A 26,378-nucleotide genomic window follows, 5' to 3' on the forward strand; every position below is an offset into this window, starting at 1 on the left:
ACGACCGCACCCCCCACCCCCCTCGCCACCCCCCATACCGCTCGGTATGCTCGCCGCCAAGAGGCGACGAAGCCCTGGGAGGCCCCGTGTCCCGCACCGCCCCGCGTATCTGCCCCCTGTGCGAAGCCACCTGTGGGCTGACGCTCACCATCGAGGGCACCCGGGTCACCGGCGCCCGGGGTGATCGCGACGACGTGTTCAGCCGGGGGTTCATCTGCCCCAAGGGCGCCTCCTTCGGTGCCGTCGACAGTGACCCCGACCGGCTGCGCGCCCCGCTCGTCCGCCGGGACGGCGAGCTGCGCGAGGCCACCTGGGGCGAGGCGTTCGACGCGGTCGCGGCCGGACTGCGCCCGGTCGTCGAGCGGTACGGTCCGCACGCCGTCGGTGTCGTCCTCGGCAACCCGAACGTGCACACCATGGCCGGCGCCCTCTACCCGACCGTCCTGCTCGGCGCCCTCGGCACCCGCAGCGTCTTCACCGCGTCCACGGTCGACCAGATGCCCAAACACGTCTCCTGCGGTCTGCTCTACGGCGACGCCAACGCGATCCCGGTCCCGGACCTCGACCACACCGACCATCTGCTCCTCATCGGCGCCAACCCCCTCGAATCCAACGGGAGTCTGTGCACCGCCCCCGACTTCCCCGGCAAGATCAAGGCCCTCAAAGCCCGCGGCGGCACCCTCACGGTCATCGACCCGCGCCGCACCCGCACCGCCAAGCTCGCCGACCGCCATGTCGCGGTGCGGCCCGGCGGCGACGCCCTGCTGCTCGCCGCGATGACCTACGTCCTCTTCGACGAACACCTCGTGGAACTGGGGGAGTTGGCCCCGCATGTGGAGGGCGTGGATGAACTCCGCTCCGCCGTCCGGGACTTCACCCCGGAGGCCGTGAGCGGCGCCTGCGACGTCGGCGCCGACGAGATCCGCGCCCTCGCCCGCGAGCTCGCCGCCGCCCCAACTGCCGCCGTCTACGGCCGTATCGGCAGCTGCACCGTCCCGCACGGCACCCTCGCCAGCTGGCTCGTCGACGTGCTCAACATCCTCACCGGCAACCTCGACCGGCCCGGCGGTGCCCTCTTCCCGCAGGCCGCCACCGACCGGACACCCCGGCCGGCAGGACCCGGCCGCGGGTTCGCGCTCGGGCGCTGGCGGTCGCGGGTAAGTCAATACCCCGAGGCCAAGGGCGAGTTGCCGCTCTCCGCGCTCGCCGAGGAGATCGACACCGCGACCGCCGAGGGCGAACCGATCCGCGCGCTGATCGCCGTCGCCGCCAACCCCGTGCTCTCCGCACCGGACGGCGCCCGCCTCGACAAGGCGCTCGGCTCACTGGACTTCATGGTGAGCGTCGACCCGTACCTCAACGAGACCGCCCGCCACGCCGACGTGGTGCTGCCGCCGCCCCCGCCGTCCCAAAGTCCGCACCACGACTTCGCGTTCAACACCCTCGCCGTCCGCAACCAGGTCCGCTACACCCGCCCCGCGATCCCCCTGGAACCCGGCCGGATGGCCGAGACCGAGATCCTGGCCCGGCTGATCCTCGCCGCGAGCGGCATGCACGGCGCCGACCCCGCCGCCGTGGACACGATGGTCATCGACCAGACTCTGGGGAAGGCCGTCACAGACCCCAACTCGCCCGTCCACGGCCGTGACGCGAGTGAGGTCGCCACTCACCTCACCGGTGACACCGGCCCCGAGCGGCGGCTCGACATGATGCTGCGCCTGGGCCCGTACGGCGACGGCTTCGGCGTACGGCCCGACGGGCTCACCCTTCAGCAGCTGCTCGCGCATCCGCACGGCATCGACCTCGGCCCGCTCGCCTCCCGTCTCCCGCAGCCCCTCAAGACCCGTAGCGGCAAGGTCGAACTGCTGCCGCGGCCGATCGTCGACGACCTGCCCCGGCTCCGGCAGGCGATGAGCGAGCGCGCCGACGGACTCGTCCTCGTCGGCCGCCGGCATCTGCGCTCCAACAACAGCTGGATGCACAACGTGCCCGCCCTCACCGGCGGCACCAACCGCTGCACCCTGCACATCCACCCCGACGACGCCGAGCGGCTGGGTGTCGTCGACGGGGCGCCGGTCCGGGTCAAGGGCGCCGGGGGAGAGGTGACCGCCCCCGCCGAGATCACCGACGGGCTGCGGCGCGGGGTCGTGAGCCTCCCGCACGGGTGGGGACACGACCGTCCCGGCACCCGGCTCAGCCACGCGGCCACCGATCCGGGCGTCAACGTGAACCAGCTGCTGGACGGCAGTCAGCTCGACCCGCTGTCGGGCAACGCGGTGCTCAACGGCGTGCCCGTGGAGGTCGCCGCCCTCACCTCACCGCTGTGACCTGGAGTTTTGCGCTTATTGCTCGCGCGTCAACATCTTGTTAACGCAGCTTTGCGCGACCTAACGTCGTCGGACCGCCGTCCCTGGTGGGAGTTCAAAGGCGAACGTTAGGTGTTCCACTCATGCTGACCATCCTCGGTTTCACCATGATCGCGACCTTCCTGGTCCTGATCATGCTGAAGAAGATGTCGCCGATCGCGGCGCTCGTGCTGATACCCGCGCTGTTCTGCGTCTTCGTCGGAAAGGGCGCCAAGCTCGGCGACTACGTCATCGACGGCGTCACCAGCCTCGCGCCCACCGCGGCGATGCTCATGTTCGCGATCGTCTACTTCGGCGTGATGATCGACGTGGGCCTCTTCGACCCGATCGTGCGGGGGATCCTCAAGTTCTGCAAGGCGGATCCGCTGCGCATCGTCGTCGGCACGGCGGTCCTCGCCGCGATCGTCTCCCTGGACGGCGACGGCTCGACCACCTTCATGATCACGGTCTCGGCGATGTACCCGCTGTACAAACGCCTGAAGATGAGCCTGGTCGTGATGACCGGCGTCGCCGCGATGGCCAACGGCGTGATGAACACGCTCCCTTGGGGCGGCCCCACCGCCCGCGCCGCGACCGCCCTCAAGGTCAGCGCCAGCGACATCTTCGTCCCGATGATCCCGGCCCTCGCCGTGGGCATGCTGGCGGTCCTCGTCCTCTCCTACGTCCTCGGCCGCCGCGAGCGCAAGCGGCTCGGCGTGCTGACGCTGGACGAGGTGCTCGTGGAGGAGCCCGCCGAGTCGGAGACGGTCCTCGTGGGCGCCGGCGGCGACAAGCGCGCCCGCACGGGTGGTCCGGGCGTCGGCAACGACCCCAGGGTCAACGGCAGTTCGGGCTCCGGCACCGACGTCGACGCCGAACTCCCCGACGAGGACGAGGGGTTCCAGGGACTCGACCCCGACAGGCCCACCCTGCGCCCCAAGCTGTACTGGTTCAACGCGCTCCTCACGGTCACCCTCCTCACCGCCATGATCATGGAGTTGCTGCCGATCCCGGTCCTCTTCCTGCTCGGCGCCGCCCTCGCCCTGACCGTCAACTTCCCCCACATGCCCGACCAGAAGGCCCGCCTCGGCGCCCACGCCGAGAACGTCCTCAACGTCTCCGGCATGGTCTTCGCCGCCGCGGTCTTCACCGGCGTCCTCCAGGGCACCGGCATGGTCGACCACATGGCGACCTGGCTGGTCGGCAACATCCCCGACGGCATGGGCCCGCACATGGCCTTCGTCACCGGCGTGCTCAGCATCCCGCTCACGTACTTCATGTCGAACGACGGCTTCTACTTCGGCATCGTCCCGGTGCTCGCCGAGGCCGGGAACGCCCACGGCGTCTCGACCCTGGAGATCGCCCGCGCCTCCCTCGTCGGCCAGCCCCTGCACATGTCCAGCCCGCTCGTGCCCGCCGTGTACGTCCTGGTCGGCATGGCCAAGGTCGAGTTCGGCGACCACACCCGGTTCGTCGTGAAGTGGGCCGCCCTGACATCACTGGTGGTGCTCGGGGCAGGAATCCTCTTCGGCATCATCTGACCCACGGCACAAGGGACTTCACCATGGCGCCCGGCAGGAACCGCGGCTGGCTGCTCCGCCTCGTCATCGCCTTCAGCTTCACCCAGGGGGCGGTGTCGATGGCCCGCCCCGCCGTCTCCTACCGGGCCCTCGCGCTCGGCGCCGACGAACGGGCCATCGGCGTCATCGCGGGCGTGTACGCGCTGCTCCCGCTGTTCGCCGCCGTACCGCTCGGCCGCCGCACCGACCACGGCCGCTGCGCACCCCTGCTGCCCGTCGGCGTGATCCTCATCGCCGGCGGCTGCGCGCTCAGCGGACTCGCCGACTCCCTGTGGACGATGGCCATGTGGAGCGGAGTGATGGGCCTCGGCCACCTCTGCTTCGTGATCGGCGCCCAGTCGCTCGTCGCCCGCCAGTCAGCCCCGCACGAACAGGACCGCAACTTCGGCCACTTCACCATCGGCGCCTCCCTCGGCCAGCTCATCGGCCCCATCGCCGCGGGCGCCCTGATCGGCGGCTCCGACATGGCCGGCACCAGCGCCCGCGCCCTCCTCGTCGCGGGCGCGGGCGCCGCCGTCTCCTTCACCTCCCTGTGGCGCATCGAGGACCGCACGGCCGTCAAGTCCCGTACGGAGCAGGGAGATCCGGTGCCCATGCGGAGCATCCTGGGCGCCCGGGGCGTCCCCGCGGGCATCTTCATCAGCCTCTCCGTGCTCTCCGCGACCGACATCCTCACCGCCTACCTCCCGGTGGTCGGCGAACACCGGGGCATCGCGCCCTCCGTGATCGGCGTCCTGCTCAGCATCCGCGCGGCGGCCACCATCGCGTGCCGTCTTGTCCTGACCCCGCTGCTCCAACTCCTCGGCAGGGCGGCCCTGTTGACCGCGACCTGCCTCCTGGCGGGCGTCCTGTGCGCGGGCATCGCCCTGCCGCTCCCGGTGTGGGCCATCGGCCTGATGCTCGCGGTCCTGGGCTTCTGCCTGGGCGTCGGCCAGCCCCTCTCCATGACCACGGTCGTGCAGGCCGCCCCCGACGACGCCCGCTCCACCGCCCTCGCCCTACGGCTCACCGGCAACCGTCTCGGCCAGGTCGCCGCACCCGCCGGTGCGGGCCTCGTCGCCGGAGTCGCGGGCGTGGCCGCGCCGTTCGTGATGCTCGGCGCGCTGCTGGTGCTCTCGGCGGCCGTCGCACTGCGCTCACCAGCGCGAACACCCAAGGCGGGCAAGGGAGTCGGCGACCCCCTGAAGCAGCGCAACAGGGTGCGCTGAAGCGGTCCGCCGACTGAACGCGATCGTCCGTTTTCTCACCACCCGGACCGACCCGCCCGATCCCGTCCGGTCTCTTCCCTCCGGCGCGCACATTCCGTTAGCTTCCGTGACTCACAAGCCTCGTACGGCCCGTGCGAGGTGTCCGGATCGCGGAGCACCGTCGCCCAAGTGAGCCCCCGGGGGCACTCGTCATGACACGCGCCATCTCCCTGCACGACGTGAGCAAGGCCTACACGCGAGGCGTCCGCGTGGTCGACCGGATGTCACTGGACATCGCGCCGGGGGAGTTCCTCGTACTGCTCGGGCCGTCCGGGTGCGGCAAGTCGACCGTGCTGAGGATGATCGCGGGCCTGGAGCAGATCACCGAGGGCGAGTTGCGGCTCGACGGCGAGCTGGCCAACGAACTCGCGCCCTCCGAACGGGACATGGCGATGGTGTTCCAGAACTTCGCCCTCTACCCGAGCATGACCAGCCGCGACAACATCGGCTTCCCGCTGCGCATCGAGACCCCCGGCGCGGACCCGCGCGCCCGCGTCGACGCCACCGCCCGCATGCTGGGCATCGAGGACCTCCTGGAACGCTTCCCCAGCCAGCTCTCCGGCGGCGAACGCCAGCGCGTCGCCATGGGCCGCGCCATCGCCCGCCACCCCTCCGCGTTCCTCATGGACGAGCCGCTCTCCAACCTCGACGCCAAACTCCGCAACCACCTCCGTGCCGAAATCTCCTCCCTCACCCGCAAGTTGGGCGTCACCACGGTCTACGTCACCCACGACCAGGCCGAGGCCATGTCGCTCGGCGACCGGGTCGCCGTACTGCGCGGCGGGGTCCTCCAGCAGGTCGGCACCCCGCGCTCGGTGTACGCGCTGCCCCGCAACGTCTTCGTCGCCGCCTTCATCGGCACCCCGCGCATCAACCTCCTCCGGGGCCTGGTCCGGGCCCCGTTGGACGGTGCGATGACCATCAGCCTCGGCAAGCAGTACCTCCGATTGCCGGAACCCCTGTGCCTGGACCACCAGTTGCTCCGCGTCCAGCAGGGCCGCGAGGTCATCGTCGGCCTGCGCTCCGAGGCCGTCCGCATCGCCAAGCCCGCCGCCGCCCGCCCCGGCGAGGTGGCGATCAGCGGCCTCGTCGAGCACGTCGAGTTCCAGGGCCACGAGGTCCTCGTCCACTTCAACACCGGCTCCCGGCCCGCCGTCGTACCGGAGTTGGAGGCCCCGCGCCCGGCCCGTCCGGCCCGTCGACGCCGACGCGAGGGCAGTGTCCTCGGCCGGCTGCGGGAGCGCGCGGGAGCGCTGCGGGCCGGTCCCGTGGTGGCCCTGGACCCCTCGGTGGAGGCGGTGGCCGACCCCGTACCGCCGGAGGGCCGCCTCCCCGGCGACCTCGTCGTGCGCACCACCCCCGACATCGAACTCCGGCACGGCATGCAGGTCCCGCTGCTCGTCGACATCGACCACCTGTTCGTCTTCGACCAGCACGGCGACCGGATCTCCCCGGCCCCGGCGCGGCTGCCCGACCTGGACGAGTGACGACCGGTACGGATGGGTGCATGAACGTGCACTTCACCCGAAACCGGTCAGCCCTTGCCGTCGCCGGTCTCCTCCTGGCGGCCGCGGCCCCCACCGCCTACGCGAGCCTCGACACCGAGGCCGCTCCCGCGCCGACGCGCGGAACGCCGTACATCGAGACGCAGCTCTTCTTCGGCACCGAGCGGCCGGACGGCGGACCGGCCGTCACCGAGCGGCAGTTCGCGGCCTTCGTCGACAAGGAGGTCACGCCCGGCTTCCCGGACGGGCTGACGGTGCAGGACGGGCGCGGGCAGTGGCGGGACGCGAACGGGCGGGTCGAGAAGGAGCGGTCGTACGAGCTGATCCTGCTGTACCCGGTGTCGGCCGCGGGTGCGAACGACCGGAGGATCGAGGAGGTCCGGCGGGCCTACGAGAAGGCCTTCGGGCAGGAGGCGGTGGCCCGGGTGGACGACCGGACGCGGGTCGATTTCTGAGCCACCGGGTGTTCGTGGCCGGCTGTCTGTGACCCGGGGTCTCTGGCGCCGGAAAACTAACATCGCTAGTTTGTGAGGCGGACGACGTAGTCACGCCCGGGAGGCAGCACGATGAAGGCACACGACGGCATGTACATCGACGGCGCCTGGCGCCCCGCCGCGAGCGGGGACACCATCGACGTGGTCAACCCGCTCGACGAGCAGGTGATCGACCGGGTCCCGGCCGGTACCGCCGCCGATGTCGACGCCGCCGTACGGGCCGCCCGTGCCGCCCTCCCGGGCTGGGCCGCGACCCCGCCCGCCGAACGCGCCGCCCACCTCACGGCGCTGCGCGATGTGCTGGCGGCCCGCAAGGACGAGATCGCCGAGACGGTCACCGCCGAACTCGGCTCCCCGCTCGCCTTCTCGCAGGCCGTCCACGCGAGCGTGCCGATCGCGGTCGCGGGTTCGTACGCCGAACTCGCCGCGTCCCACGCCTTCGAGGAGAAGGTCGGCAACTCGACCGTCTACCAGGAGCCGATCGGCGTGGTCGGCGCGATCACCCCCTGGAACTACCCCCTCCACCAGATCGTCGCCAAGGTCGCCCCGGCCCTCGCGGCAGGCTGCACGGTGGTGCTGAAGCCCGCTGAGGACACCCCGCTCACCGCCCAGTTGTTCGCCGAGGCGGTCGACGGGGCGGGCATCCCGGCGGGTGTCTTCAACCTCGTCACGGGCCTCGGCCCGGTCGCGGGACAGGCCCTCGCCGAACACCCGGGCGTCGACCTCGTCTCCTTCACCGGCTCCACGGCGGTGGGCCGCCAGATCGGCGCGACGGCGGGTGCCGCGGTCAAGAAGGTCGCCCTGGAACTGGGCGGCAAGTCCGCCAACGTCATCCTCCCGAGCGCCGACCTCGCCAAGGCCGTCAACGTCGGCGTCGCCAACGTGATGTCCAACTCCGGCCAGACCTGCAGCGCTTGGACCCGCATGCTCGTCCACCGCGACCAGTACGACGAGGCCGTGGAACTGGCCGCGACGGCAGCCGCCAAGTACGGCTCCCGCATCGGCCCGGTCGTCAACGCCAAACAGCGGGCCAGGGTGCGGAGTTACATCGAGAAGGGCGTCGCGGAGGGCGCGCGCCTGGTCGCGGGCGGCCCCGAATCCCCCGCCGAGCAGGGCTACTTCATCAGCCCGACCGTCTTCGCCGACGTCACCCCCGACATGACGATCGCCCAGGAGGAGATCTTCGGCCCGGTCCTCTCGATCCTCCGCTACGACGACGAGGACGACGCCGTCCGCATCGCCAACGGCACGGTCTACGGCCTCGCGGGCGCCGTGTGGGCCGGCGAGGAGGCCGAAGCGGTCGCGTTCGCACGGCGGCTGGAGACCGGGCAGGTGGACATCAACGGCGGGCGCTTCAACCCCCGTGCCCCGTTCGGGGGTTACAAGCAGTCGGGGGTGGGCCGGGAACTCGGCGCGCACGGGCTGTCCGAGTACCTCCAGACCAAGTCCCTTCAGTTCTAGACCCCTCAGGAGGCCTCACATGGTCCGCGCCGCCGTACTGCCCGCCGTGGGCGCTCCGTTGGAGATCGCCGAGATCGACCTCCCGGACCCCGGCCCCGGCCAGGTCCGCATCCGTCTCGCCGCCGCCGGGGTCTGCCACTCCGACCTGTCCCTCAGCAACGGCACCATGCGCGTGCCGGTCCCGGCGGTCCTCGGCCACGAGGGCGCGGGCACGGTCGTGTCCGTGGGGGAGGGCGTCACCCATGTCGCACCCGGCGACCCGGTCATCCTCAACTGGGCCCCGTCCTGCGGCACGTGCCACGCCTGCACGCTGGGCGAGGTCTGGCTCTGCGCCAACGCGCTCAACGGCGCCGCCGACGTCTACGCCCATCGCGCCTCCGACGGCAGCGACCTCCACCCCGGCCTGAACGTCGCCGCGTTCGCCGAGGAAACGGTCGTAGCGGCATCCTGTGTCCTGCCCCTCCCGGAGGGCATCCCGCTGACGGACGCGGCCCTCCTCGGCTGCGCGGTCCTCACCGGCTACGGCGCGATCCACCACTCGGCACAGGTCCGGGAGGGCGAGACGGTCGCCGTCTTCGGCGTCGGCGGAGTGGGCCTGTCGACCCTCCAGTCGGCCCGGATCGCGGGCGCCACGACGATCGTCGCGGTCGATGTCTCCTCGGAGAAGGAGGAGTTGGCCCGCGCGGCAGGGGCGACGGACTACGTGGTCGCGTCCGAGAACACGGCCCGCGAGATCCGAACTCTCACCGGAAAACAGGGTGTTGACGTCGCCGTCGAGTGCGTCGGCCGCGCGGTCACCATCCGCACCGCCTGGGAATCCACCCGTCGGGGCGGCCGTACGACGGTCGTCGGCATCGGCGGCAAGGACCAGCAGGTCACCTTCAACGCGCTCGAACTCTTCCACTGGGGACGGACGTTGAGCGGCTGCGTCTACGGCAACTCGGACCCGGCGAAGGACGTACCGGTGCTCGCCGAACACGTCAGGGCCGGACGGCTGGACCTCGGCTCGCTGGTGACGGAACGGATCGCGCTGGACGGGATTCCGGGGGCCTTCGAGAACATGGTGGCGGGGAAGGGCGGACGGGCCCTGGTCATCTTCTGAGGACAGCCGGGCGGGCAGGGCAGGGAGCGCCGGTCACTTCCCGACGGGCGCTTCCTCGGGCGGCGGCTCGACCGCGACCACCGGGGCCGCCGCCGTAACCGCACCGCTCCCGGCCCCCGCGTTCCGCGCCCGGGACCGCGACACCGCCACGCCCGCCAGGCACAGCACGCCGCCTCCCAGCGTGAGCAGCCCCGGCACCTCGCCGAGCACCAGCCACGACATCAGGACGACCAGCGCGGGCACCGCGTACGTGGTCGCGCCCATCTTGCTCGCGGTGGTCCGGGCGAGAGCGTAGGCCCAGGTCGTGAAGGCCAGCGCGGTCGGGAAGACACCCAGGTAGACCATGTTGAGCGTGGCGGAGACGGGCGCGTCAGCCGCCTGCGCGACGAGCTGCCCGGCGAACGGCAGGCACAGCACCGCGCCGACGAGACACCCGAACGTCGTCACCTGGAGGGCGCTCGCCCGCGCCAGGGCCGGCTTCTGGGCGACGACCCCACCGGCGTACGCGACGGCGGCGAGCAGACACAGCACCACGCCCAGCACGGACGAACCGCCCTCGCCCGACATGGAAAGCCCCACGGTCACCGCACCCGCGAACGACACCGCCATCCCCGCGAGCAGGCGCGGCGGCATCGCGTCACCGAGCAGCCGGGAGCCGAGCAGCGCGATGAGGATCGGCCCGATGTTGACGACGAGGGCGGCGGTACCGGCGTCGACCTGCTGCTCGCCCCAGTTCAGGACGACCATGTAGAACCCGAACCACAGCACGCCCGAGACCGCGATCCCGCGCCAGGCGGACCGGGGCGGCACCCCTGCCCGCCGGACGAGGGAGATCACGCCCAGCGTCAACGCTCCGCTCGCCAGCCGGCCCAGTGCCAGCGCGCCCGGTGAGTAGGCGGACCCCGCGCTCCGGATGGATACGAACGCGGAGGCCCACAGCACGACGGTGACGACAGCGGCGGCGGCCGCTGCCCGTTCGGGGCGGCGCGGGGGTGTGGTCATGCGTCCGAGGCTAGACGGGGTGGGCGGCGCCCCGCTGGCGGAAATCGGACGCGATCGTCGGGGGTGGGGGGTCTGTGACGTGTCGAGTGCCGGTACGTCGTGGCCGGTCGCGCAGTTCCCCGCGCCCCTTCGGAGCGCGTCCAGTGCCGGACAGCGCACCGTCTTTTAGGGGCGCGGGGAACTGCGCGACCAGCCCCCACCCACCGCCACTCGACAGACGACGGAACCTAACCGCCCCGTCGCATCTCCTCGAACTGCCCGGCCAACCCGTCCAGCAACGCCGCGAGCCCCACCTCGAACGCCCGCTCATCCACCTTCTCCTGCTGCTCGGCAAGCAGATGAGCCTGCCCGAGATGCGGATAGTCAGCAGGGTCGTACGCACTCTCGTCGTCGACGAACCCCCCGGCGAACGACCCCAGCGCAGACCCCATGATGAAGTACCGCATCAACGCCCCGATCGACGTGGCCTGAGCCGCAGGCCACCCCGCGTCGACCATCGCCCCGTAGACCGCGTCAGCGAGCCGCAGCCCAGCAGGCCGCCGCCCCGGCCCGGTCGCCAGCACGGGCACGATGTTCGGGTGATCCCGGAGCGCGGACCGGTACGACACAGCCCAGTCGTGCAACGCCGTACGCCAGTCCCGCCCGTCCGAGAACATCGACAGATCGACCTGCGCGCTGACCGAGTCGGCCACCGCCTCCAGGATCTGGTCCTTCGTGCGGAAGTGGTTGTAGAGCGAGGGCCCACTCACCCCCAGTTCCGCGGCGAGCCGCCGCGTGGACACGGCCGCGAGACCCTCCGCGTCCACCAGCACCCGCGCCGTCTCGACGATCCGGTCGGTACTGAGAAGGGGCTTGCGCGGTCGGGCCATGCCGCACATAGTAGGGCTGCGAAAGTGAAACTAGCAGTGCTAATTTAAATGTGCAGCAGTCGATGTACGGCCTTCCACTTGGGGTGACGCGCAATGAACCTGGGACTGAGCGAGGAGCAGGAGGCCGTACGGCGGCTCGCCAAGGACTTCGTGGACCGCGAGATCGCCCCGCACGTCATCGCCTGGGACCGGGCCGAGGAGGTCGACCGCTCGATCGTCAAGAAGCTCGGCGGAGTCGGCTTCCTGGGCCTGACCGTCGACGAGGAGTACGGCGGCTCGGGCGGCGACCACCTCGCGTACTGCCTGGTCACCGAGGAACTCGGCCGGGGTGACTCCTCCGTGCGCGGCATCGTCTCCGTCTCGCTGGGTCTCGTCGCGAAGTCGATCGCGGCCTGGGGGAACGAGGAGCAGAAGCGCCAATGGCTGCCGGGGCTCACCTCCGGCGAGTACGTCGGCTGCTTCGGCCTCACCGAACCCGGCACCGGTTCCGACGCCGGCAACCTCACCACCCGCGCCGTGCGCGACGGCGACGACTACGTCGTCAACGGCACCAAGATGTTCATCACGAACGGCACGTGGGCCGACGTGGTCCTCCTCTTCGCGCGCTCGACCGACGCCCCGGGACACAAGGGCGTCTCCGCGTTCCTCGTCCCGACCGACACCCCGGGCCTGACCCGCCGCACCATCCACGGCAAGCTCGGCCTGCGCGGCCAGGCCACCGCCGAGATCGTCCTCGAGGACGTGCGCGTGCCCGCCTCCGCGATGCTCGCCCCAGAGGGCAAGGGCTTCTCGGTCGCCATGTCGGCGCTGGCCAAGGGCCGGATGTCGGTCGCGGCGGGCTGCGTCGGCATCGCCCAGGCCGCGCTCGACGTGGCGCTCCGGTACGCCGGTGAGCGCGAGCAGTTCGGCAAGCCCATCGCGCAGCACCAGCTCGTGCAGGAACTGATCAGCGACATCGCCGTCGACGTGGACGCGGCCCGTTTGCTGACCTGGCGGGTCGCCGACCTCATCGACCGGGGCCTGCCCTTCGCCACCGAGTCCTCCAAGGCCAAGCTCTTCGCCTCGGAGGCCGCCGTGCGCGCCGCCAACAACGCGCTCCAGGTCTTCGGCGGCTACGGCTACATCGACGAGTACCCGGCGGGCAAGCTGCTGCGCGACGCCCGCGTGATGACCCTCTACGAAGGCACCAGCCAGATCCAGAAACTCCTCATCGGACGCGCGCTGACGGGCGTCTCCGCGTTCTGAGGCCCACTTCTCTCGCCTCCCGCCGAAGACCCCTTCTGAGTACGCGAGTTGAGTATCCGCACGGATGCCGGGGGAGCCGTGGCGCCCGATGCTTTCCCCATGAGCGAAGCATCGGGCAAACCGCAGAACACGGCCGCCTTCTACGGCCAGGCCGTCGCGTCCTTCTCCGTCGCCATCGCGGCGACCGCCATCGGCATCTTCAAGTTGCACGCCGACGCCTGGGTACGGGCCTTCCTCGCGATCGCCGTCCTGTATCTCGTCACGTCCTCCTTCACCCTGGCCAAGGTGATCCGGGACCGGCAGGATGCGTCGCGTACCACCTACAACCCCTTCGAAAAGCTCTGAGCGGGGAGACTAAGCGCTCGCTCAGGTTCGGCGGTATGGTGGACCCCTTGTCATCGAGAGGGGTTCACGAGCGATGAGTACGGCGGAGGAGACGACCGCGGGCGACCCGCAGGCCTGGGCAGAGGTCACGCCCGACGCGGCCCGGCGGCTGCTGATCGCCGCCGTGGAGGCCTTCGCCGAGCGCGGCTACCACGCGACGACCACCCGGGACATCGCGGGCCGCGCGGGCATGAGCCCGGCCGCGCTCTACATCCACTACAAGACCAAGGAAGAGCTGCTCCACCGGATCAGCAGGATCGGCCACGAGAAGGCCCTCGACATCCTGCGGACGGCGGCGGGGCGCGAGGGCAGCGCCGCCGAGCGGCTCGCGGACGCCGTCAGCTCCTTCGTGCGCTGGCACGCGGGCGGGCGCACCACCGCGCGGGTCGTGCAGTACGAACTCGACTCGCTCGGCCCGGACGCCCGCGCCGAGATCCTCGCGCTGCGCCGGCAGGTCGACGCCGAGGTGCGCGGGATCGTCGAGGACGGGGTGGCCGACGGCTCCTTCGACGTGCCCGACGTGAAGGGCACCACCCTCGCGATCCTGTCGCTGTGCATCGACGTGGCCCGCTGGTTCAGCCTCGACGGCCCCCGGACGCCGGACGAGGTCGGCGCGCTCTATGCCGACCTCGTGCTCCGGATGGTGGGGTCCAAGTAGCCGCAATATCAGGGGAGTCGGTGTCGCTCAGAGGTAGTAGCGCGACACCGACTCGGCCACGCACACCGGCTTGTCGCCGCCCTCGCGCTCCACGGTGAACGCGACGGTCACCTGGACACCGCCCGGTACGTCGTCGACGCCGGTGATCGTCGCGGTGGCGCGCAGCCGGGAGTCGACCGGGACCGGGGCGGGGAAACGGACCTTGTTCGTCCCGTAGTTGACGCCCATCCGCACGCCCTCGACCTTGATCAGCTGCGGGCCGAAGAGCGGAAGCAGCGACAGGGTGAGGTAGCCGTGCGCGATGGTCGTCTTGAAGGGGCCGCCCGCCGCCTTCTCCGGGTCCACGTGGATCCACTGGTGGTCGCCCGTCGCGTCCGCGAACAGGTCGATCCGCTTCTGGTCGATCTCCAGCCAGTCGGTGTGCCCCAACTGCTCACCGACCGCCGCCCGCAGGTCGTCGACGGAGGTGAAGATCCTCGGCTCTGCCATGTCCTGTCCCGGCCTCTCGCGTCATCCAGCACGTCATCACATACCTAAGCAACTGCTTAGCATGGTCGGCCGCGGGGTCCCTGTCAACGGACCACGGGTGTGACGCGGTGGGTAGGCTCTGACGGGTGCCTCAGATCCCGATGAAGATCCACGAGCTGACGGTCGGCCAACTCGCCGCACGCAGCGGAGCCGCCGTCTCCGCGCTGCACTTCTACGAGGCCAAGGGCCTGATCAGCAGCAGCCGCACCACGGGCAACCAGCGCCGGTACACCCGCGACACCCTGCGCCGGGTCGCGTTCGTGCGGGCCGCGCAGCGCGTCGGCATCCCGCTGGCCACGATCCGCGAGGCGCTCGCCGAACTCCCCGAGGAACGCACCCCGACCCGCGAGGACTGGGCGCGCCTGTCCGAGGCCTGGCGTTCCGAACTCGACGAGCGCATCAAGCAGCTCAACCGCCTCCGCGACCACCTCACCGACTGCATCGGCTGCGGCTGTCTGTCCCTGTCGGCCTGCGTGCTGTCCAACCCGGACGACGTGGTGGGCGAGCGGGGCGCGGGCTCACGGCTGATGACGGAACGGGCGGAGCGCGGAAAGAGCCGCACGCCCCGGGACGAGGACCGGGCCCCGGACCAGGACTAGAACCCTGGACCGGGGCCCGGAACCCGAGGCGTGCGAGGGAGTCCGCCGGTGCTCATTCGTACTCGGTGCCGCCCTTCCGCGTGAGATACGCCGGGCTGACGGCCTTGGCGATCGCCCGGCCGCCGGTCACCGCGCTGTACCGCTCCGTCGCCGGACGGATCACGACCCCCTCGCGCAGGTGCAGCCCGCGCCCGGACACCGTCTCCCGCCCGCTCGCGACCTCCAGCACCCGCTCGATGTCGTACGGCCCCTCGTACAGCCGGGGTACCAACGGCATTTCGCCGTCGACGAGTTGGGCGGCGTCCAGCCACCGCACGACGCCGTCGATCTCGGCGGAGACGTCGAACACCGCGTACCCGAGGGTCTCGCGGCGGCCGTCGGCGCCGTAGGTCAGGTCCTGGACGCCCGCGCCGTAGACCTCGCCGAAGATGCCGACCCGGCGGGCGCCGAGCCGTTCGGCGAGACGGGCGGCGGCCTCGGGGACGCCGTGACCGCGGATCGCCCGCCAGTACAGGTTGCGCGGATCTTCCTTCAGGGCAAGGGACTTGGCGCCGAAGCCCTTCGAGGAGACCTGTACGCGACCGGCCGCGTCCCCGCCCTCGTGCTCGGCGAAGTAGGTCAACAGGCAAGCGGAGCCGTGGAGTTTCTCGGTCAGGACCACAGCCTCGCCCGGTTCGAATATCCCGGGAAACCGCTGGATGTTCTCGTTGTCCACCCAGGGCAGCAGATCGGGCGCGTGCTCCACGTCGCCGTCCATCGTGGGCGGGATCGGCGGCACCCACTTCACGATGCCGAGCCGCTCGGCGAAGTCGGTGCCGTCCAGGGCGGCCTGGGCCAGATCGACGTCGGCGAGAGCCTTCGGCCGGCACACGATCCCCTGCGACAGCTCACCGCGCAGCCGCACCGCCCTGACCCGGTCGGACCTGCTTCCCGCGAGGCGCCCGGTGAGCCCCAGCTCCTCGATCAACTCGACCGTCAGCACGGCCTGTTCGGGGATGTAGACGGCGGTCTCACCGGTACGGAACGCGCCCTTGGCCACCACGGCCCGGTACAGCCCGACCTGGGCCAACTCGAGGGCATCGGCGTTCGGGTGCTCATGCACGGTCAGCACTTCGGCGGTGACGCGCAGCGTCGACATCGGGACTCCTCGGGTTCCTCAACTGGGTTTCATCGCCCCCAACTGTCCTGAACCAAAAGGGGTGGAGCGACCGAATTAGCGGCTGCTAGCTTCGGGATCCATGCCCCTGTCACCTGCGCTCACGGCCGCCCTCGCGGACATCGACACGGTCTTCAACGGCTTCGCGAGTCCGGGGGAGACGGGGTGCGGATTCTGCCACGCGCCGGAGGAGACCGCGTTTCTGCGCACGCCGTACACACGTGTGCCGCTGGACGTGGTGCGGTACTACCTCTTCGAGGTGCCCGACCACTTCGACGACCACCCCGCCGTGATGCGACGCCTGCTGCCGCAGGCCGCGCGGGCGATGGCCGAGGGCACCCTGAGCTCGATCGGCTACGGCCCCCATGGCCTGAGCCGGGTGGACTGGCGTTCCTGGCCTGCCGAGCAGGCCGCAGCGATCGAGGCTTTCCTGCACGCCTGGTGGCAGGACACCCTCACCCTGCCCGAGCCGCCCTACGGAATCGGCGACACCTTCGAGACCTGCGCCACGATCGCCGGGACCGCGATGCCGTTCCTGGACGGGTGGATACCGGGCGCGGTCGCGGACGCGCACCTCGCGCGCTGCGCCGAGAACTGGCTCTACGACCTGTTGTCCGACACCTCTCCCTTCACCTGGTGGTACGACGACAGCGAGGACGCCGGTGTGGCAGACCTGCGCACCTGGTTGGCCGGCCCCGGTGCCGCCCGCCTCCACGCCCAGGGCGAGGCCGACCTCGCCGTACAGGCCGGACTCCTCGCCCTGCCCTACGACGAGCGCTGGGCCGCCCTGTACTGAGCCAACCCCTCGGTGACCAACTGCGCGTTGGACAGGGCCCGTTCGCCGTTCGGTAGGAGCAACGTGTCCTCCAGGCCGATGCGGGTCGCCAGGCCCAGCTGACCCGCGAGTCGGAGCACCGGCCAGCTGCCGCCGTTCTCGCCGTGGAGCAGTACCGGGGGGCCGTGGGCGTTGCCCAGGTCGGAGAGGAGGGCCCGTGCGGACGCCTCTGCCGTGTCCGCGGTCGGGTCCGTCACCTCCGCGAGGACCCGCAGCACCTTCGAGCGGAGTGGTGACACGGCGAACCGGGCGGCGCCCTCCGTGCCCGACCAGATGCCCGCCTCCACGCCGACGCCCCGGTCCAGCAAGGCCGTTGCGACCTCCTCGGCGCCCGGCTCGTGCCAGTTGACCGAGGCGTGGTCGGGGAGGGTCGTCCAGGTGCGGATCCGCTCCAGCCGTGCCGCCGGGTCCGGCTCCGCCCACGCGCCCGTGGTCACGCCGACCGGGACCGGCACCCGCGCCCGGATCGCCTCCAGCGTCACCGCGAGGACCCTCGGCGACAACGTGTCATGCCCGCAAGGGGTCTTGGGATGAAGGTGGACATCCGTGGCCCCCGCCGCGACGGCCTCCACCGCGGCATCGGCCAGCGCCCCGGGCGAGACCGGCACCATCCAGCCGTCGGCGGCCCCACGGGACCCGTTGAGACAGACCTGCACCATGCCCCGATGGTGTCACCCGCCACTGACAACCGCCCCGCGACCGGGTCTCCTCACCCCCACACCCACCGGATTCCCACCCGGCAGGGCCCCGCCCCCAACGCCACGGCGTGCACCGAGCCGGACGCGTCGACGCGGAGTCGTTGTTCGCGGGGTCGCCCGGCGCGGGGCTGGTGGTCGAGGCCGTTCGTGCGGAAGGAGTAACACGTGCGCGGGAGGCATTCCTTGGCGAAGCAGACCTCCAGGAGGTGTTCGCGCATCGGGACGTGGATGGTGGTCTCGGCGCGCTGGGAGTAGGGGCGCGGGTCCCTGTGCTCGACGGTGTAGTCGACGATCACGGTCTCGCCGCGCGCCAAGGGGCTGTCGAAGAGCAACTCGGCCGCCACGAGCCCCTCTTCGGGGATTTCGACGACCGTGCCGAGCCGTGCCGGTGCCGCCAGCCGGAAGCGGGGGAGCGGGCCGGGGCCGGGTGCGTCGAGGCGGTACACGGCGATCCAGCGGTCCGCGCCGTCCGCCTCGGCGCGCAGCACCCGCCTGCTGGTCATCGAGCGGACGCGACGGTCGGCGTCCACGTCCACCCGGTTGTGGCAACTGAGCCGGGTCAGGCTGTCGTCCCAGCGGGTGTCCAGCGCGGCGAGGGCGGCGGTGAGGTCGTGATGGTCCGACCACGCCCGCGCCAGATCGGGATGACCCCCGTCCGGCGGCAGCCAGCGCCCGCGCGGCCGGGGCGGCCCCAGCAGCCCGGTCAGCGCCCCGGGCGGCAGCCGTAGGACGTCCTCCAGCACGGCGAGTGCCGCCAACGACCGTTGTCGCTCGGGCTGGTAGCGCCCTGACTGCCAGGAGCTGAGCGTCGCCGGCGCCACCGGGGTACCCCGACGCAGCAGCCGGTCCTGAATCCGGTCCAGACTGAGGCCGCTGGCCGCGATGGCCGCCCGCAGTGCCTCATGGAAGGGCATCGCCTCGGTGCCGGACGCGAGGTCCTCCGGTCCGGACACCGCGCTCTCGGGCCCGGAGCGCGCGTATACCTCAGGCTCGGTCGGCGGCGCGTCCCCCGTTCTCGAACGCCCCGCACTCTCCGCTCTCGTCGGCACGTACCCCGGTCTGGAAGTCACGTACTCCAGCTCAAGTCAGGGGTGTCGTGGGGCGGAAGGGCGTTGGGCTGAAGTTTGGTCAGTCTTGCCCGGCGATTGATCAACCTTGAACGGACCTGTGAGATTTCCCGGGTGTTGCGCCGCCAATACCCGCAAGACTGAAGGAACTTGTCCGTCTTGCCATGCACATGAGGGCTCGCGGAAGCTGCTGTGCACTGCCGCCACGGCAGCCCCCCACCCCACCCCTCGAATGACGGAGAGTCATGTCCCCGAGATCTTCCGCCGGGTTCGTTCTCGTCAGCGCCACCGCCCTCACCGCCGCCCTCGCGACGCCCGCGCTCGCGGCCGCCCCGACCGCCGCGCACACCCCGGCCCAGCTCACCCAGGCCATAGCGAGCCACGAGAGTCACGCACTGCACGGGCTCGCGCAGCCCGGCAAGGTCAACGCCACCGTCTCCTCCACCAACTGGTCCGGCTACGCGGCCACCGGTTCGACCGGCGCGTACACCTCGGTCACCTCGTCCTGGACCCAGCCGAGCGTCAGCTGCTCCTCGGCCACCACGTACTCCTCGTTCTGGGTCGGCCTCGACGGGTACAGCAACTCCGCGCTGGAGCAGACCGGTACGGAAGCCGACTGCATCGGCGGCAGGGCGACCTACGGCGCCTGGTGGGAGGTGCTGCCCGCCTCCGAGAGCGCGTACTCCGGTGTCACGGTCAAGGGCGGCGACAAGTTCACCGCGACGGTGACCTACTCCGGCTCGCGCTTCACCATGACCCTCACCGACTCCACCGAGGGCTGGACGAAGACCACCACGCACGCGGGCTCGTCCGGCTTCAAGAACGCCTCCGCCGAGGTCATCGCCGAGGCCCCCGAGGTCGGCGGCTCGGTCGCGGGCCTCGCCAACTTCGGCACCGTGAACTTCACCGGCGCCAAGGCCAACGGCAGCAACCTGGACAGCTACTCGCCGAACGAGATCGTCATGACGAAGAGCAGCAGCTCCGCCGTACGGGCCCAGCCGGGCTCGATCTCCGGCGGCAGCTTCGCCGACGTCTGGAAGGCCAGCTGACGCGTTCCGCGGTGATTTCCGAGGCTGTCGACGTGTTGACGTCGGCAGCCTCGGTCTTTGCCCGCGCACATCGACACGCGGTTCGGTGGCGCCCCGAAAAGGGCGCGGGGAGCTGTGCGCTCAGCCCCCACCGGCCCGCACCTCAGCACCGTTCTTCGAGCGGAGCGCTCACGCCGACATCAGCAGCCGTCCCCGCCTGGCGTACGCCAGTGCCTCGGGCGTGAGCACCGGACGCGGTACGACGATTCCGCAGTCCGTGCAGACCGGGCCCGAGGAGGGTTCGTGGGCCAGGTCGTACTTCCACTGGAGGCGCTCCCCGGCGCAGACCGGGCACACGGAACCCGGTTCGCGCTCCAGCGCGGCGATCAGCCGGCGCAGCACCTCGGCGAGTGGTTCATGGGGGTGGAGGCGTGGGTCGTCGCACCAGGCGACACCGAAGCCGCCCCAGGTCAGCCGGTGCCAGTCGTCCACGGTGCCCGGGCGGCGGAGCCCGTCGTGCTTCTCCTTCTTACGGCGCTCGGCGAATCCGACCTCGTAGGCGAGCCAGACCTTGCGCGCTTCCTCCAGCTCGTCCAGTGCGGCCACGAGCCGCGCCGGGTCGGGGGAGCGGTCCTCGGGTCCGAACCCTGCCCGGGAGCACAAGTGGTCCCAGGTCGCCCTGTGCCCGTAAGGGGCGAACCGCTCAAGGCACTTGCGCAGCGAGTAGCGCCTAAGCGCCAGATCGCACCGAGGGTCTCGCACCTGTCTCGCCAGACTCCGGAAACCGGCCATCGCCCTGCACCTCCGTCACACCTGCACCTGTACTTCGGTCACCTCGGCGTCGTCGAACGGACGTCGCCGAATAGACGTATCGACAAGCGTTTTGGCTCCATCCGATTTCCGATGCCCCCCATAAGCCACTTGCCTCGATCCATAAAGCCACTCGCCCCGATCCAAAACTTGACGCATGTTCATCTTCAATCTCGGGGATACCGGCGGTAACGTCCGGCACCACCCCCCGTCGGTAGGAGCTGCCATGCCACGGCGCACCCCGCGTAACTTGCTCGACAGACTGAGAACTCCCGGCGGATTCCCCGGGTTCCTGAAGACCGCATCCGTATGCGCCCTCGTTGCCGCCCTTTTGTCTCCTCTTGCCCAGGGGACGGCCTCGGCCGCGACACCGTCGGCCGTGACGGCGTCGAACGACTACTGCGGCGGTCAGTGCTCGGACATCCTCCCGGCGGGCGAGAACGGCAACGCCACCCTCGCCCAGATCCTGCTGAACCAGGCCTTCGGTGTGCAGCCCGCGCACGCCGAGGACCAGCTCGGGCCCTACGCCAACCTGGCCACCGGCGCCTCCACGCTGACCGACGCGAAGATCAACAACTTCTTCAACGACGCCTCGTTCGGCGTCCCCTCCGACCAGGTCGCCTCGAGCGAGAACCCGAGCGGCCGCACCGACGTCACGATCGTCCGTGACAAGAAGACCGGTGTGCCGCACATCACAGGCACCACGCGCTACGGCACCGAGTACGGCGCCGGGTACGCCGCCGCCGAGGACCGGCTGTGGCTGATGGACGTCTTCCGGCACGTCGGACGCGGCGAACTGACCAGCTTCGCGGGCGGCGCGGCCTCCAACCAGGGCCTTGAGCAGGAGTTCTACCGCAACGCCCCCTACACCGAGGCCGATCTGCAGTCCCAGATCGACAACGCCGTGGCCAACAACGGCGCCCGCGGCCAGCAGGCGCTCGCCGACGCCAACGCCTATCTGGCCGGCATCAACGCCTACATCGACGCCTCGGACAGCGGCCGCTACTTCCCCGGCGAGTACGTCCTCACCGGACACAAGGACGCGATCACCAACGCCGGCACGATCGACCACTTCAAGATCACCGACCTGGTCGCCCTCGCCTCCGTCATCGGCACACTGTTCGGCTCCGGCGGTGGCGGCGAGGTCAACAACGCGCTGTCGCTGATGGCCGCGCAGTCCAAGTACGGGGTGGAGGAGGGCACCAAGGTCTGGGAGTCGTTCCGCGAACGCAACGACCCCGAGGCCGTGGTCACCGTCCACAACGGCGAGAGCTTCCCCTACGCCACCAAGCCCACCACCGCCGTCGGCGCGGCGATGCCGGACGCGGGCTCCGTGGTCCAGCAGCCACTGGTCTACGACGCCACCGGCACCGGAGCGAGCACCAGCGCCACCGCCGCCGCCAAGGCCGCGGCCACCGCCACCCTCAGTTCGGCCAAGCGCGGGATGTCCAACGCCCTTGTGGTGAGCGGCAAATACACCGCGAGCGGCCACCCGATCGCTGTCTTCGGACCCCAAACGGGTTACTTCGCGCCGCAGTTGCTCATGCTCCAGGAGATCCAGGGCCCGGGTATCAGCGCCCGCGGCGCCTCCTTCGCGGGCCTGAGCATGTACGTCGAACTCGGGCGCGGCCAGGACTACTCGTGGAGCGCGACCACGTCCGGCCAGGACATCATCGACACCTACGCCGTCGAACTCTGCCAGGACGACTACCACTACCTCTTCCACGGCACCTGCACCGCCATGGACGAGGTCCAGCAGGCCAACTCCTGGACGCCCACCACGGCCGACGGCACGGCGGCGGGGTCGTACACGATGAAGGTCTGGAAAACGAAGTACGGGCCGGTCGAATACAGAGCCACGGTCGGCGGGAAAAAGGTCGCCTACACGACCCTGCGCTCGTCCTACATGCACGAGGCCGATTCGATCATCGGCTTCCAGATGCTCAACGACCCGGACTACGTGAAGAGTCCGCAGACCTTCCAGACCGCCGCGCAGCACATCAACTTCACGTTCAACTGGTTCTACGCCGACTCGCAGCACACCGCGTACTACAACAGCGGTGACAACCCGGTCCGCGCGAACGGGGTCGACGCCGAGTTCCCGGTGTGGGCGCAGTCGGCCTACGAGTGGAAGAACTGGAACCCGACCACCAACACCGCCGACTACACGCCGGCTTCGCAGCACCCGAACTCCATCGACCAGGACTACTACATCTCCTGGAACAACAAACAGGCCGACGACTACACCACCGCCTCCTGGGGCGACGGCTCGGTGCACCGCGGCAACCTGCTCGACGACCGCGTCAAGAAACTCGTCGCGGCGGGCGGTGTCACCAGAACCTCGCTCGTGAAGGCCATGTCGGACGCCTCCCTGGAGGACCTGCGCGCCGAGGACGTGCTGCCGAAACTCCTCCAGGTCATCAACAGCTCCACGGTGACCGACACCACCGCGGCGGCAGCGGTCAGCAAGCTGTCCGCGTGGGTCACGGCGGGTGCAAAACGCACCGAGACGTCGGCCGGTTCGAAGACCTACGCCAACGCCGACGCGATCCGCATCCTGGACGCGTGGTGGCCCGCCCTCGTGCAGGCCGAGTTCCAGCCGGGCCTCGGCAGCGACCTGTACACGGCCTTCACCAACAACCTGTACATCGACGAGACCCCGTCGGCGGCGCACGGCCCCACCGGCGCCCACGCCGGCAGCTCCTTCCAGTACGGCTGGTGGAGCTACGTCGACAAGGACATCCGGGCGGTGCTCGGACAGACCGTGAAGAGCGGCCTCGCGCAGGAGTACTGCGGCGGCGGCAGCCTCAGCGCCTGCCGGGACATCCTGATCAGCACCCTGAAGACCGCGGCCGGCCGGACGGCGGCCCAGGTCTACCCGGGCGACAGCCTGTGCTCGGCGGGTGACCAGTGGTGCGCCGACTCGATCGTCCAGCGCACCCTGGGCGGCATCAAGCACTCCAACATCAGTTGGCAGAACCGGCCCACCTTCCAGCAGGTGGTGGAGTACACGTCACACCGGTGACGCCGACGCGGCGGCGGGCCGGCCGATCCGGCCCGCCGCCAGCACCACCCGGGCGAGTTCCGGGTGCACGATGTCGCTGTGCGCCCCCGTCGGGGCCGCGCCGCGGCAGACCACCGCACAGGCGTCGACGTTCACACAACCCGACGCGGGCAGCGGTGAGTCGAGCGCTTCGTCCAAGGTCAGCGACGGGGTGCCGGGCACCGCCCGCACCCCGTCGTGGCCCAGCGCGCCCCACTTGTCGCCCAGCACCCGGACGAGGTCGGCCGCGGCGAACGAGCAGTCGTCGTCCGCCATCCGCGAGGCCAGCGGGTAGAGCGTGCCGAGCGCCGAGTCGAAGTGCGAGTAGCAGCACACCAACGGCCCGTCGACACGGTTCTGCTGGCCCTGCAGCACACCCCCGCTCCGCGCGTCCTCCGGCAGCCTGGCCGCGAACGCGTAGTGGGAGAAGGCCCCTTGGAGCAACGTCACCGACTTCACCGAGCGCACCCCCTCCGGCAGCCCCCGCAGCGCGAACGACACCAGGCGCCCGCCGAAACTGTGCCCCACCAGATGCACCCGCACCTCCGGCGCCACTGCCGCGAGCCGCCCGATCACCGGGCCGAGCCCCCGCTCGCCGACCGTGCCCGCACGTCGCTTCATCGCGTAGTACGCCGCCTGCCGCAACAGCTCCCGTGCACCCTTCCACGGGTTCGGCAACGCGAACTCCCGCACCGGGCCGGGTGATGGGGGCGCCGTGAGCCGGTCCAGCGCCTGCGCGAACTGCCCGCACACCTCGGCCGTACAGCCGGCGGCGAACATCCGGGGCTCGCACTGCGGCACCCCCTCCGCCAGCGTGTCCGCGCCGAACAGCGCCTGCGGGCCGGGCGGCACCACCTCCACCAGCGTCCGCACCAGCCGCCCGAACTCCTCCAACTCCGCGTCCTGCGGCGGGTGTTGGTCCAGCATGCGGGCGATCTGGTCGATCACCGGGGCGTTGCCGGGGAAGGCGTCGAGGAGCGCGTGCCGGGTGTCGGCGTCGAGCGCGGGAGGCGTCATCGGCCGGGCCGCGGTCGCCGGGGTCCGCGCGAAGTCCGGAATCGGCTGGTCCGGAAACTCCATGGATGGCCAGATGACGCCCACGTACCCGATCTTCGCCCTGGGTGCGAGGCGTGGAATCGGCGCGAAGAAGCGGCTGTAGAGCCGGGTCGCGCCGGCGCGTTGGTTGTTCCACCCGTGCGAGAAGACGATCAGGTCGGCCACCCCGCGCTGCCGCACCTCGCGCAGCAGCCGGTCGCGTTCTCCCTGGTCGACGTCTCCGTCGGCGTCGAAGGTCAACTCCCAGTAAGGGCTCACGCTCATCGCCGGATCCGCCATGACCGGCCCCCTTGTTCCCCGAAGTGGTGCGATGTGGGCGCATCGTCCCGCTACCGGTGAAGATTGGCCATACGTCGCGACTCACTTGTAGAGGAGGTATTCAGTTCGAACCCGTCGGAACGCCCTCAACTCCTCCTGCCACTGCGCCACCACCTCGTCGGTGCCCGCGCCCGCGTCGATCGCGGTCCGCACCCGCGCGGACCCGGTGAGCTTGTCGATCCAGTTGTCCGAGCGCCAACTGAAGCCGCTCCAGACCTTCTTGGCGGTCACCAGCAGCGCGATGCCGGTACGGACGGGGTCGTAGGCGGCCCGGTCGTGGACGTGGAGCTGGACCCCGCCGACGGTCCTGCCCTCGAACTTGGAGAACGTGGGCGCGAAGTAGGCCTCCCTGAAGTGCACGCCGGGCAGGCCGAGTTGATTCGCCGCGGCGGCCCAGCGCCCGTCGATGCCCTCCGCACCGAGCAGTTCGAAGGGGCGGGTGGTGCCGCGTCCCTCGGACAGGTTCGTGCCCTCGAAGAGACACGTCCCCGAGTACACGAGCGCGGTGTCCGGCGTCGGCATGTTGGGGCTCGGTGGCACCCAGGGAAGCGACCAGGCGTCGTAGAACTCCGAACGCCTCCAGCCCGTCATCAGTACGGTCTCCAGGGGGACCGGCTTCGTCAGGAACTCCCCGTTGAACAGGCGGGCGAGCTCCGCGACCGTCATGCCGTGGGCCTGGGCGATCGGCTGTCTGCCCACGAAGGTGGCGAACTCCCTGTGCAGGACCGGGCCTTGGGCGGCCCGGCCGGTCACCGGGTTGGGGCGGTCCAGGACGACGAAGCGTTTGCCGGCGAGCTGGGCCGCCTCCATGCAGTCGTACAGGGTCCAGATGTAGGTATAGAAGCGGGCGCCGACGTCCTGGATGTCGAAGACGACGGTGTCCACGGCGGCGGTGCGGAAGATGTCGGCGAGGGGCTGGCCGCTCTTCAAGTACGTGTCGTAGACGGGGAGTCCGGTTGCCGGGTCGGTGTAGTAGCCCTCGGAGTTGCCTGCCTGGGCGGTGCCTCGGAAGCCGTGTTCCGGGCCGAAGACCGCGGTGACGTTCACGTGCGGGTTGGCGTGCATCACGTCGACGATGTGGTGGACGTCTCTGGTGATGCCGGTGGGGTTGGTGACGATGCCGACCCGTTGGTTGTCGAGGAGGGCGTAGTCGTGTGCGGCGAGTTGTTCGAAGCCGGTGCGCAGGGTGCGCGGCTTGGGGGGAGCGGGGGTGAGGGTTGCCGCCGGTGCCGATGCCAGGAGCGTTCGTCTTGTGAGGGGCATGCGGGCACGGTAGGGGCTGACGCGTGCGGTTCGTAGGGTGCGGGCCGCATGTGGCTGATCGCGCCGTTCCCCGCGCCCCTGGAAA

Annotated in this window: 23 protein-coding genes; 14 read left to right on the plus strand and 9 right to left on the minus strand. The window is 70.7% G+C overall.

Annotated features, from left to right (window positions below; all coding sequences use genetic code 11):
* The first annotated feature begins 86 nt into the window (after window positions 1-86).
* The 7 genes from OHT77_RS35025 (at window position 87) to OHT77_RS35055 (ending at window position 9,734) form a co-directional block, all read left to right on the plus strand.
* On the plus strand, window positions 87-2,327 hold the full coding sequence (locus OHT77_RS35025) for a molybdopterin oxidoreductase family protein (RefSeq protein ID WP_328832399.1): 2,241 nt from the start codon (window positions 87-89) through the stop codon (window positions 2,325-2,327).
* Between the two features lie 122 nt (window positions 2,328-2,449).
* The gene (locus OHT77_RS35030) at window positions 2,450-3,886 is read left to right on the plus strand and encodes a CitMHS family transporter (protein WP_328832400.1); all 1,437 of its coding nucleotides are present in this window, start codon (window positions 2,450-2,452) and stop codon (window positions 3,884-3,886) included.
* 23 nt (window positions 3,887-3,909) lie between these two features.
* Complete coding sequence (locus tag OHT77_RS35035; RefSeq protein ID WP_328832401.1) at window positions 3,910-5,133, plus strand: MFS transporter; 1,224 nt, start codon at window positions 3,910-3,912, stop codon at window positions 5,131-5,133.
* Window positions 5,134-5,324: 191 nt separating this feature from the next.
* Window positions 5,325-6,659, plus strand: a complete 1,335-nt coding sequence (locus OHT77_RS35040) for an ABC transporter ATP-binding protein (protein WP_328832402.1) — start codon at window positions 5,325-5,327, stop codon at window positions 6,657-6,659.
* 20 nt (window positions 6,660-6,679) lie between these two features.
* Window positions 6,680-7,132, plus strand: coding sequence for a DUF3574 domain-containing protein (locus tag OHT77_RS35045; RefSeq protein ID WP_328832403.1), 453 nt, complete (start codon window positions 6,680-6,682; stop codon window positions 7,130-7,132).
* Between the two features lie 111 nt (window positions 7,133-7,243).
* Window positions 7,244-8,632 carry an aldehyde dehydrogenase family protein gene (locus OHT77_RS35050; RefSeq protein ID WP_328832404.1) on the plus strand — a complete coding sequence of 463 codons (1,389 nt, stop codon included), beginning with the start codon at window positions 7,244-7,246 and terminating at the stop codon, window positions 8,630-8,632.
* A gap of 19 nt (window positions 8,633-8,651) precedes the next feature.
* Window positions 8,652-9,734, plus strand: a complete 1,083-nt coding sequence (locus tag OHT77_RS35055; RefSeq protein WP_328832405.1) for a Zn-dependent alcohol dehydrogenase — start codon at window positions 8,652-8,654, stop codon at window positions 9,732-9,734.
* A 33-nt stretch (window positions 9,735-9,767) separates the two neighbouring features.
* Here the strand turns inward: OHT77_RS35055 and OHT77_RS35060 are convergent, their stop codons facing one another.
* Together OHT77_RS35060 and OHT77_RS35065 are read right to left on the minus strand one after the other, a co-directional pair.
* Window positions 9,768-10,736, minus strand: coding sequence for a DMT family transporter (locus tag OHT77_RS35060; protein WP_328832406.1), 969 nt, complete (start codon window positions 10,734-10,736; stop codon window positions 9,768-9,770).
* Between the two features lie 227 nt (window positions 10,737-10,963).
* Entirely contained in the window at window positions 10,964-11,605 is a 642-nt protein-coding gene (locus tag OHT77_RS35065; RefSeq protein WP_266767171.1) for a TetR/AcrR family transcriptional regulator, read from the minus strand.
* 93 nt (window positions 11,606-11,698) lie between these two features.
* On the opposite strand from OHT77_RS35065, the gene OHT77_RS35070 reads away from it, so the two are divergent.
* The 3 genes from OHT77_RS35070 to OHT77_RS35080 all read left to right on the plus strand — a co-directional run bounded on the left by OHT77_RS35070 (window position 11,699) and on the right by OHT77_RS35080 (window position 13,892).
* A complete protein-coding gene (locus OHT77_RS35070; RefSeq protein WP_328832407.1) occupies window positions 11,699-12,850 on the plus strand; it encodes an acyl-CoA dehydrogenase family protein in 1,152 nt (383 codons plus the stop codon).
* Window positions 12,851-12,949: 99 nt separating this feature from the next.
* A complete protein-coding gene (locus OHT77_RS35075; protein WP_266767169.1) occupies window positions 12,950-13,195 on the plus strand; it encodes a YiaA/YiaB family inner membrane protein in 246 nt (81 codons plus the stop codon).
* 73 nt (window positions 13,196-13,268) lie between these two features.
* Window positions 13,269-13,892, plus strand: a complete 624-nt coding sequence (locus OHT77_RS35080; RefSeq protein WP_043681459.1) for a TetR/AcrR family transcriptional regulator — start codon at window positions 13,269-13,271, stop codon at window positions 13,890-13,892.
* 27 nt (window positions 13,893-13,919) lie between these two features.
* Here OHT77_RS35080 and OHT77_RS35085 read toward each other — a convergent pair whose 3' ends face one another.
* Window positions 13,920-14,381 (minus strand): MaoC family dehydratase, encoded by a 462-nt coding sequence (locus OHT77_RS35085; RefSeq protein WP_328832408.1) that lies wholly within the window; start codon window positions 14,379-14,381, stop codon window positions 13,920-13,922.
* Window positions 14,382-14,506: 125 nt separating this feature from the next.
* Here OHT77_RS35085 and soxR point away from each other — a divergent pair, with 125 nt between their 5' ends.
* Window positions 14,507-15,019 carry a redox-sensitive transcriptional activator SoxR gene (gene soxR / locus OHT77_RS35090; RefSeq protein WP_328832409.1) on the plus strand — a complete coding sequence of 171 codons (513 nt, stop codon included), beginning with the start codon at window positions 14,507-14,509 and terminating at the stop codon, window positions 15,017-15,019.
* A 52-nt stretch (window positions 15,020-15,071) separates the two neighbouring features.
* Here soxR and OHT77_RS35095 read toward each other — a convergent pair whose 3' ends face one another.
* Window positions 15,072-16,157, minus strand: a complete 1,086-nt coding sequence (locus OHT77_RS35095; RefSeq protein WP_328832410.1) for an RNA ligase (ATP) — start codon at window positions 16,155-16,157, stop codon at window positions 15,072-15,074.
* Between the two features lie 100 nt (window positions 16,158-16,257).
* Here OHT77_RS35095 and OHT77_RS35100 point away from each other — a divergent pair, with 100 nt between their 5' ends.
* The gene (locus tag OHT77_RS35100; RefSeq protein ID WP_328832411.1) at window positions 16,258-16,971 is read left to right on the plus strand and encodes a hypothetical protein; all 714 of its coding nucleotides are present in this window, start codon (window positions 16,258-16,260) and stop codon (window positions 16,969-16,971) included.
* On the opposite strand, the gene OHT77_RS35105 is transcribed toward OHT77_RS35100, so the two are convergent.
* Window positions 16,941-17,669: a 3-keto-5-aminohexanoate cleavage protein gene (locus OHT77_RS35105; RefSeq protein WP_328832413.1), complete on the minus strand. Its 729-nt coding sequence runs from the start codon at window positions 17,667-17,669 to the stop codon at window positions 16,941-16,943. The genes OHT77_RS35100 and OHT77_RS35105 overlap by 31 nt on opposite strands.
* Window positions 17,670-17,719: 50 nt before the next feature.
* Entirely contained in the window at window positions 17,720-18,661 is a 942-nt protein-coding gene (locus tag OHT77_RS35110) for a hypothetical protein (protein WP_328832414.1), read from the minus strand.
* 359 nt (window positions 18,662-19,020) lie between these two features.
* Here OHT77_RS35110 and OHT77_RS35115 point away from each other — a divergent pair, with 359 nt between their 5' ends.
* A complete protein-coding gene (locus OHT77_RS35115) occupies window positions 19,021-19,824 on the plus strand; it encodes a G1 family glutamic endopeptidase (RefSeq protein WP_328832415.1) in 804 nt (267 codons plus the stop codon).
* A 168-nt stretch (window positions 19,825-19,992) separates the two neighbouring features.
* On the opposite strand, the gene OHT77_RS35120 is transcribed toward OHT77_RS35115, so the two are convergent.
* Window positions 19,993-20,595, minus strand: a complete 603-nt coding sequence (locus OHT77_RS35120; RefSeq protein WP_266767162.1) for a hypothetical protein — start codon at window positions 20,593-20,595, stop codon at window positions 19,993-19,995.
* 244 nt (window positions 20,596-20,839) lie between these two features.
* Between OHT77_RS35120 and OHT77_RS35125 the strand changes: the two genes are divergently transcribed.
* Complete coding sequence (locus OHT77_RS35125) at window positions 20,840-23,638, plus strand: penicillin acylase family protein (protein ID WP_328832416.1); 2,799 nt, start codon at window positions 20,840-20,842, stop codon at window positions 23,636-23,638.
* On the opposite strand, the gene OHT77_RS35130 is transcribed toward OHT77_RS35125, so the two are convergent.
* On the minus strand, window positions 23,627-24,991 hold the full coding sequence (locus tag OHT77_RS35130; protein ID WP_328832418.1) for a serine-threonine protein kinase: 1,365 nt from the start codon (window positions 24,989-24,991) through the stop codon (window positions 23,627-23,629). The genes OHT77_RS35125 and OHT77_RS35130 overlap by 12 nt on opposite strands.
* 81 nt (window positions 24,992-25,072) lie before the next feature.
* On the minus strand, window positions 25,073-26,293 hold the full coding sequence (locus tag OHT77_RS35135; RefSeq protein WP_328832419.1) for an exo-beta-N-acetylmuramidase NamZ family protein: 1,221 nt from the start codon (window positions 26,291-26,293) through the stop codon (window positions 25,073-25,075).
* Window positions 26,294-26,378: the final 85 nt, after the last annotated feature.

This window comes from Streptomyces sp. NBC_00252, assembly GCF_036187565.1.
Taxonomy (GTDB): domain Bacteria; phylum Actinomycetota; class Actinomycetes; order Streptomycetales; family Streptomycetaceae; genus Streptomyces.

Bases quoted from the DNA above. Each gene is read 5' to 3' on its own strand.
- OHT77_RS35030 (WP_328832400.1), top strand. From the start codon at position 2,450: ATGCTGACCATCCTCGGTTTCACCATGATCGCGACCTTCCTGGTCCTG.
- OHT77_RS35035 (WP_328832401.1), top strand. From the start codon at position 3,910: ATGGCGCCCGGCAGGAACCGCGGCTGGCTGCTCCGCCTCGTCATCGCC.
- OHT77_RS35040 (WP_328832402.1), top strand. From the start codon at position 5,325: ATGACACGCGCCATCTCCCTGCACGACGTGAGCAAGGCCTACACGCGA.
- OHT77_RS35045 (WP_328832403.1), top strand. From the start codon at position 6,680: ATGAACGTGCACTTCACCCGAAACCGGTCAGCCCTTGCCGTCGCCGGT.
- OHT77_RS35050 (WP_328832404.1), top strand. From the start codon at position 7,244: ATGAAGGCACACGACGGCATGTACATCGACGGCGCCTGGCGCCCCGCC.
- OHT77_RS35055 (WP_328832405.1), top strand. From the start codon at position 8,652: ATGGTCCGCGCCGCCGTACTGCCCGCCGTGGGCGCTCCGTTGGAGATC.
- OHT77_RS35060 (WP_328832406.1), bottom strand. From the start codon at position 10,736: ATGACCACACCCCCGCGCCGCCCCGAACGGGCAGCGGCCGCCGCCGCT.
- OHT77_RS35065 (WP_266767171.1), bottom strand. From the start codon at position 11,605: ATGGCCCGACCGCGCAAGCCCCTTCTCAGTACCGACCGGATCGTCGAG.
- OHT77_RS35070 (WP_328832407.1), top strand. From the start codon at position 11,699: ATGAACCTGGGACTGAGCGAGGAGCAGGAGGCCGTACGGCGGCTCGCC.
- OHT77_RS35075 (WP_266767169.1), top strand. From the start codon at position 12,950: ATGAGCGAAGCATCGGGCAAACCGCAGAACACGGCCGCCTTCTACGGC.
- OHT77_RS35080 (WP_043681459.1), top strand. From the start codon at position 13,269: ATGAGTACGGCGGAGGAGACGACCGCGGGCGACCCGCAGGCCTGGGCA.
- OHT77_RS35085 (WP_328832408.1), bottom strand. From the start codon at position 14,381: ATGGCAGAGCCGAGGATCTTCACCTCCGTCGACGACCTGCGGGCGGCG.
- OHT77_RS35095 (WP_328832410.1), bottom strand. From the start codon at position 16,157: ATGTCGACGCTGCGCGTCACCGCCGAAGTGCTGACCGTGCATGAGCAC.
- OHT77_RS35100 (WP_328832411.1), top strand. From the start codon at position 16,258: ATGCCCCTGTCACCTGCGCTCACGGCCGCCCTCGCGGACATCGACACG.
- OHT77_RS35105 (WP_328832413.1), bottom strand. From the start codon at position 17,669: ATGGTGCAGGTCTGTCTCAACGGGTCCCGTGGGGCCGCCGACGGCTGG.
- OHT77_RS35115 (WP_328832415.1), top strand. From the start codon at position 19,021: ATGTCCCCGAGATCTTCCGCCGGGTTCGTTCTCGTCAGCGCCACCGCC.
- OHT77_RS35120 (WP_266767162.1), bottom strand. From the start codon at position 20,595: ATGGCCGGTTTCCGGAGTCTGGCGAGACAGGTGCGAGACCCTCGGTGC.
- OHT77_RS35125 (WP_328832416.1), top strand. From the start codon at position 20,840: ATGCCACGGCGCACCCCGCGTAACTTGCTCGACAGACTGAGAACTCCC.
- OHT77_RS35130 (WP_328832418.1), bottom strand. From the start codon at position 24,991: ATGGCGGATCCGGCGATGAGCGTGAGCCCTTACTGGGAGTTGACCTTC.
- OHT77_RS35135 (WP_328832419.1), bottom strand. From the start codon at position 26,293: ATGCCCCTCACAAGACGAACGCTCCTGGCATCGGCACCGGCGGCAACC.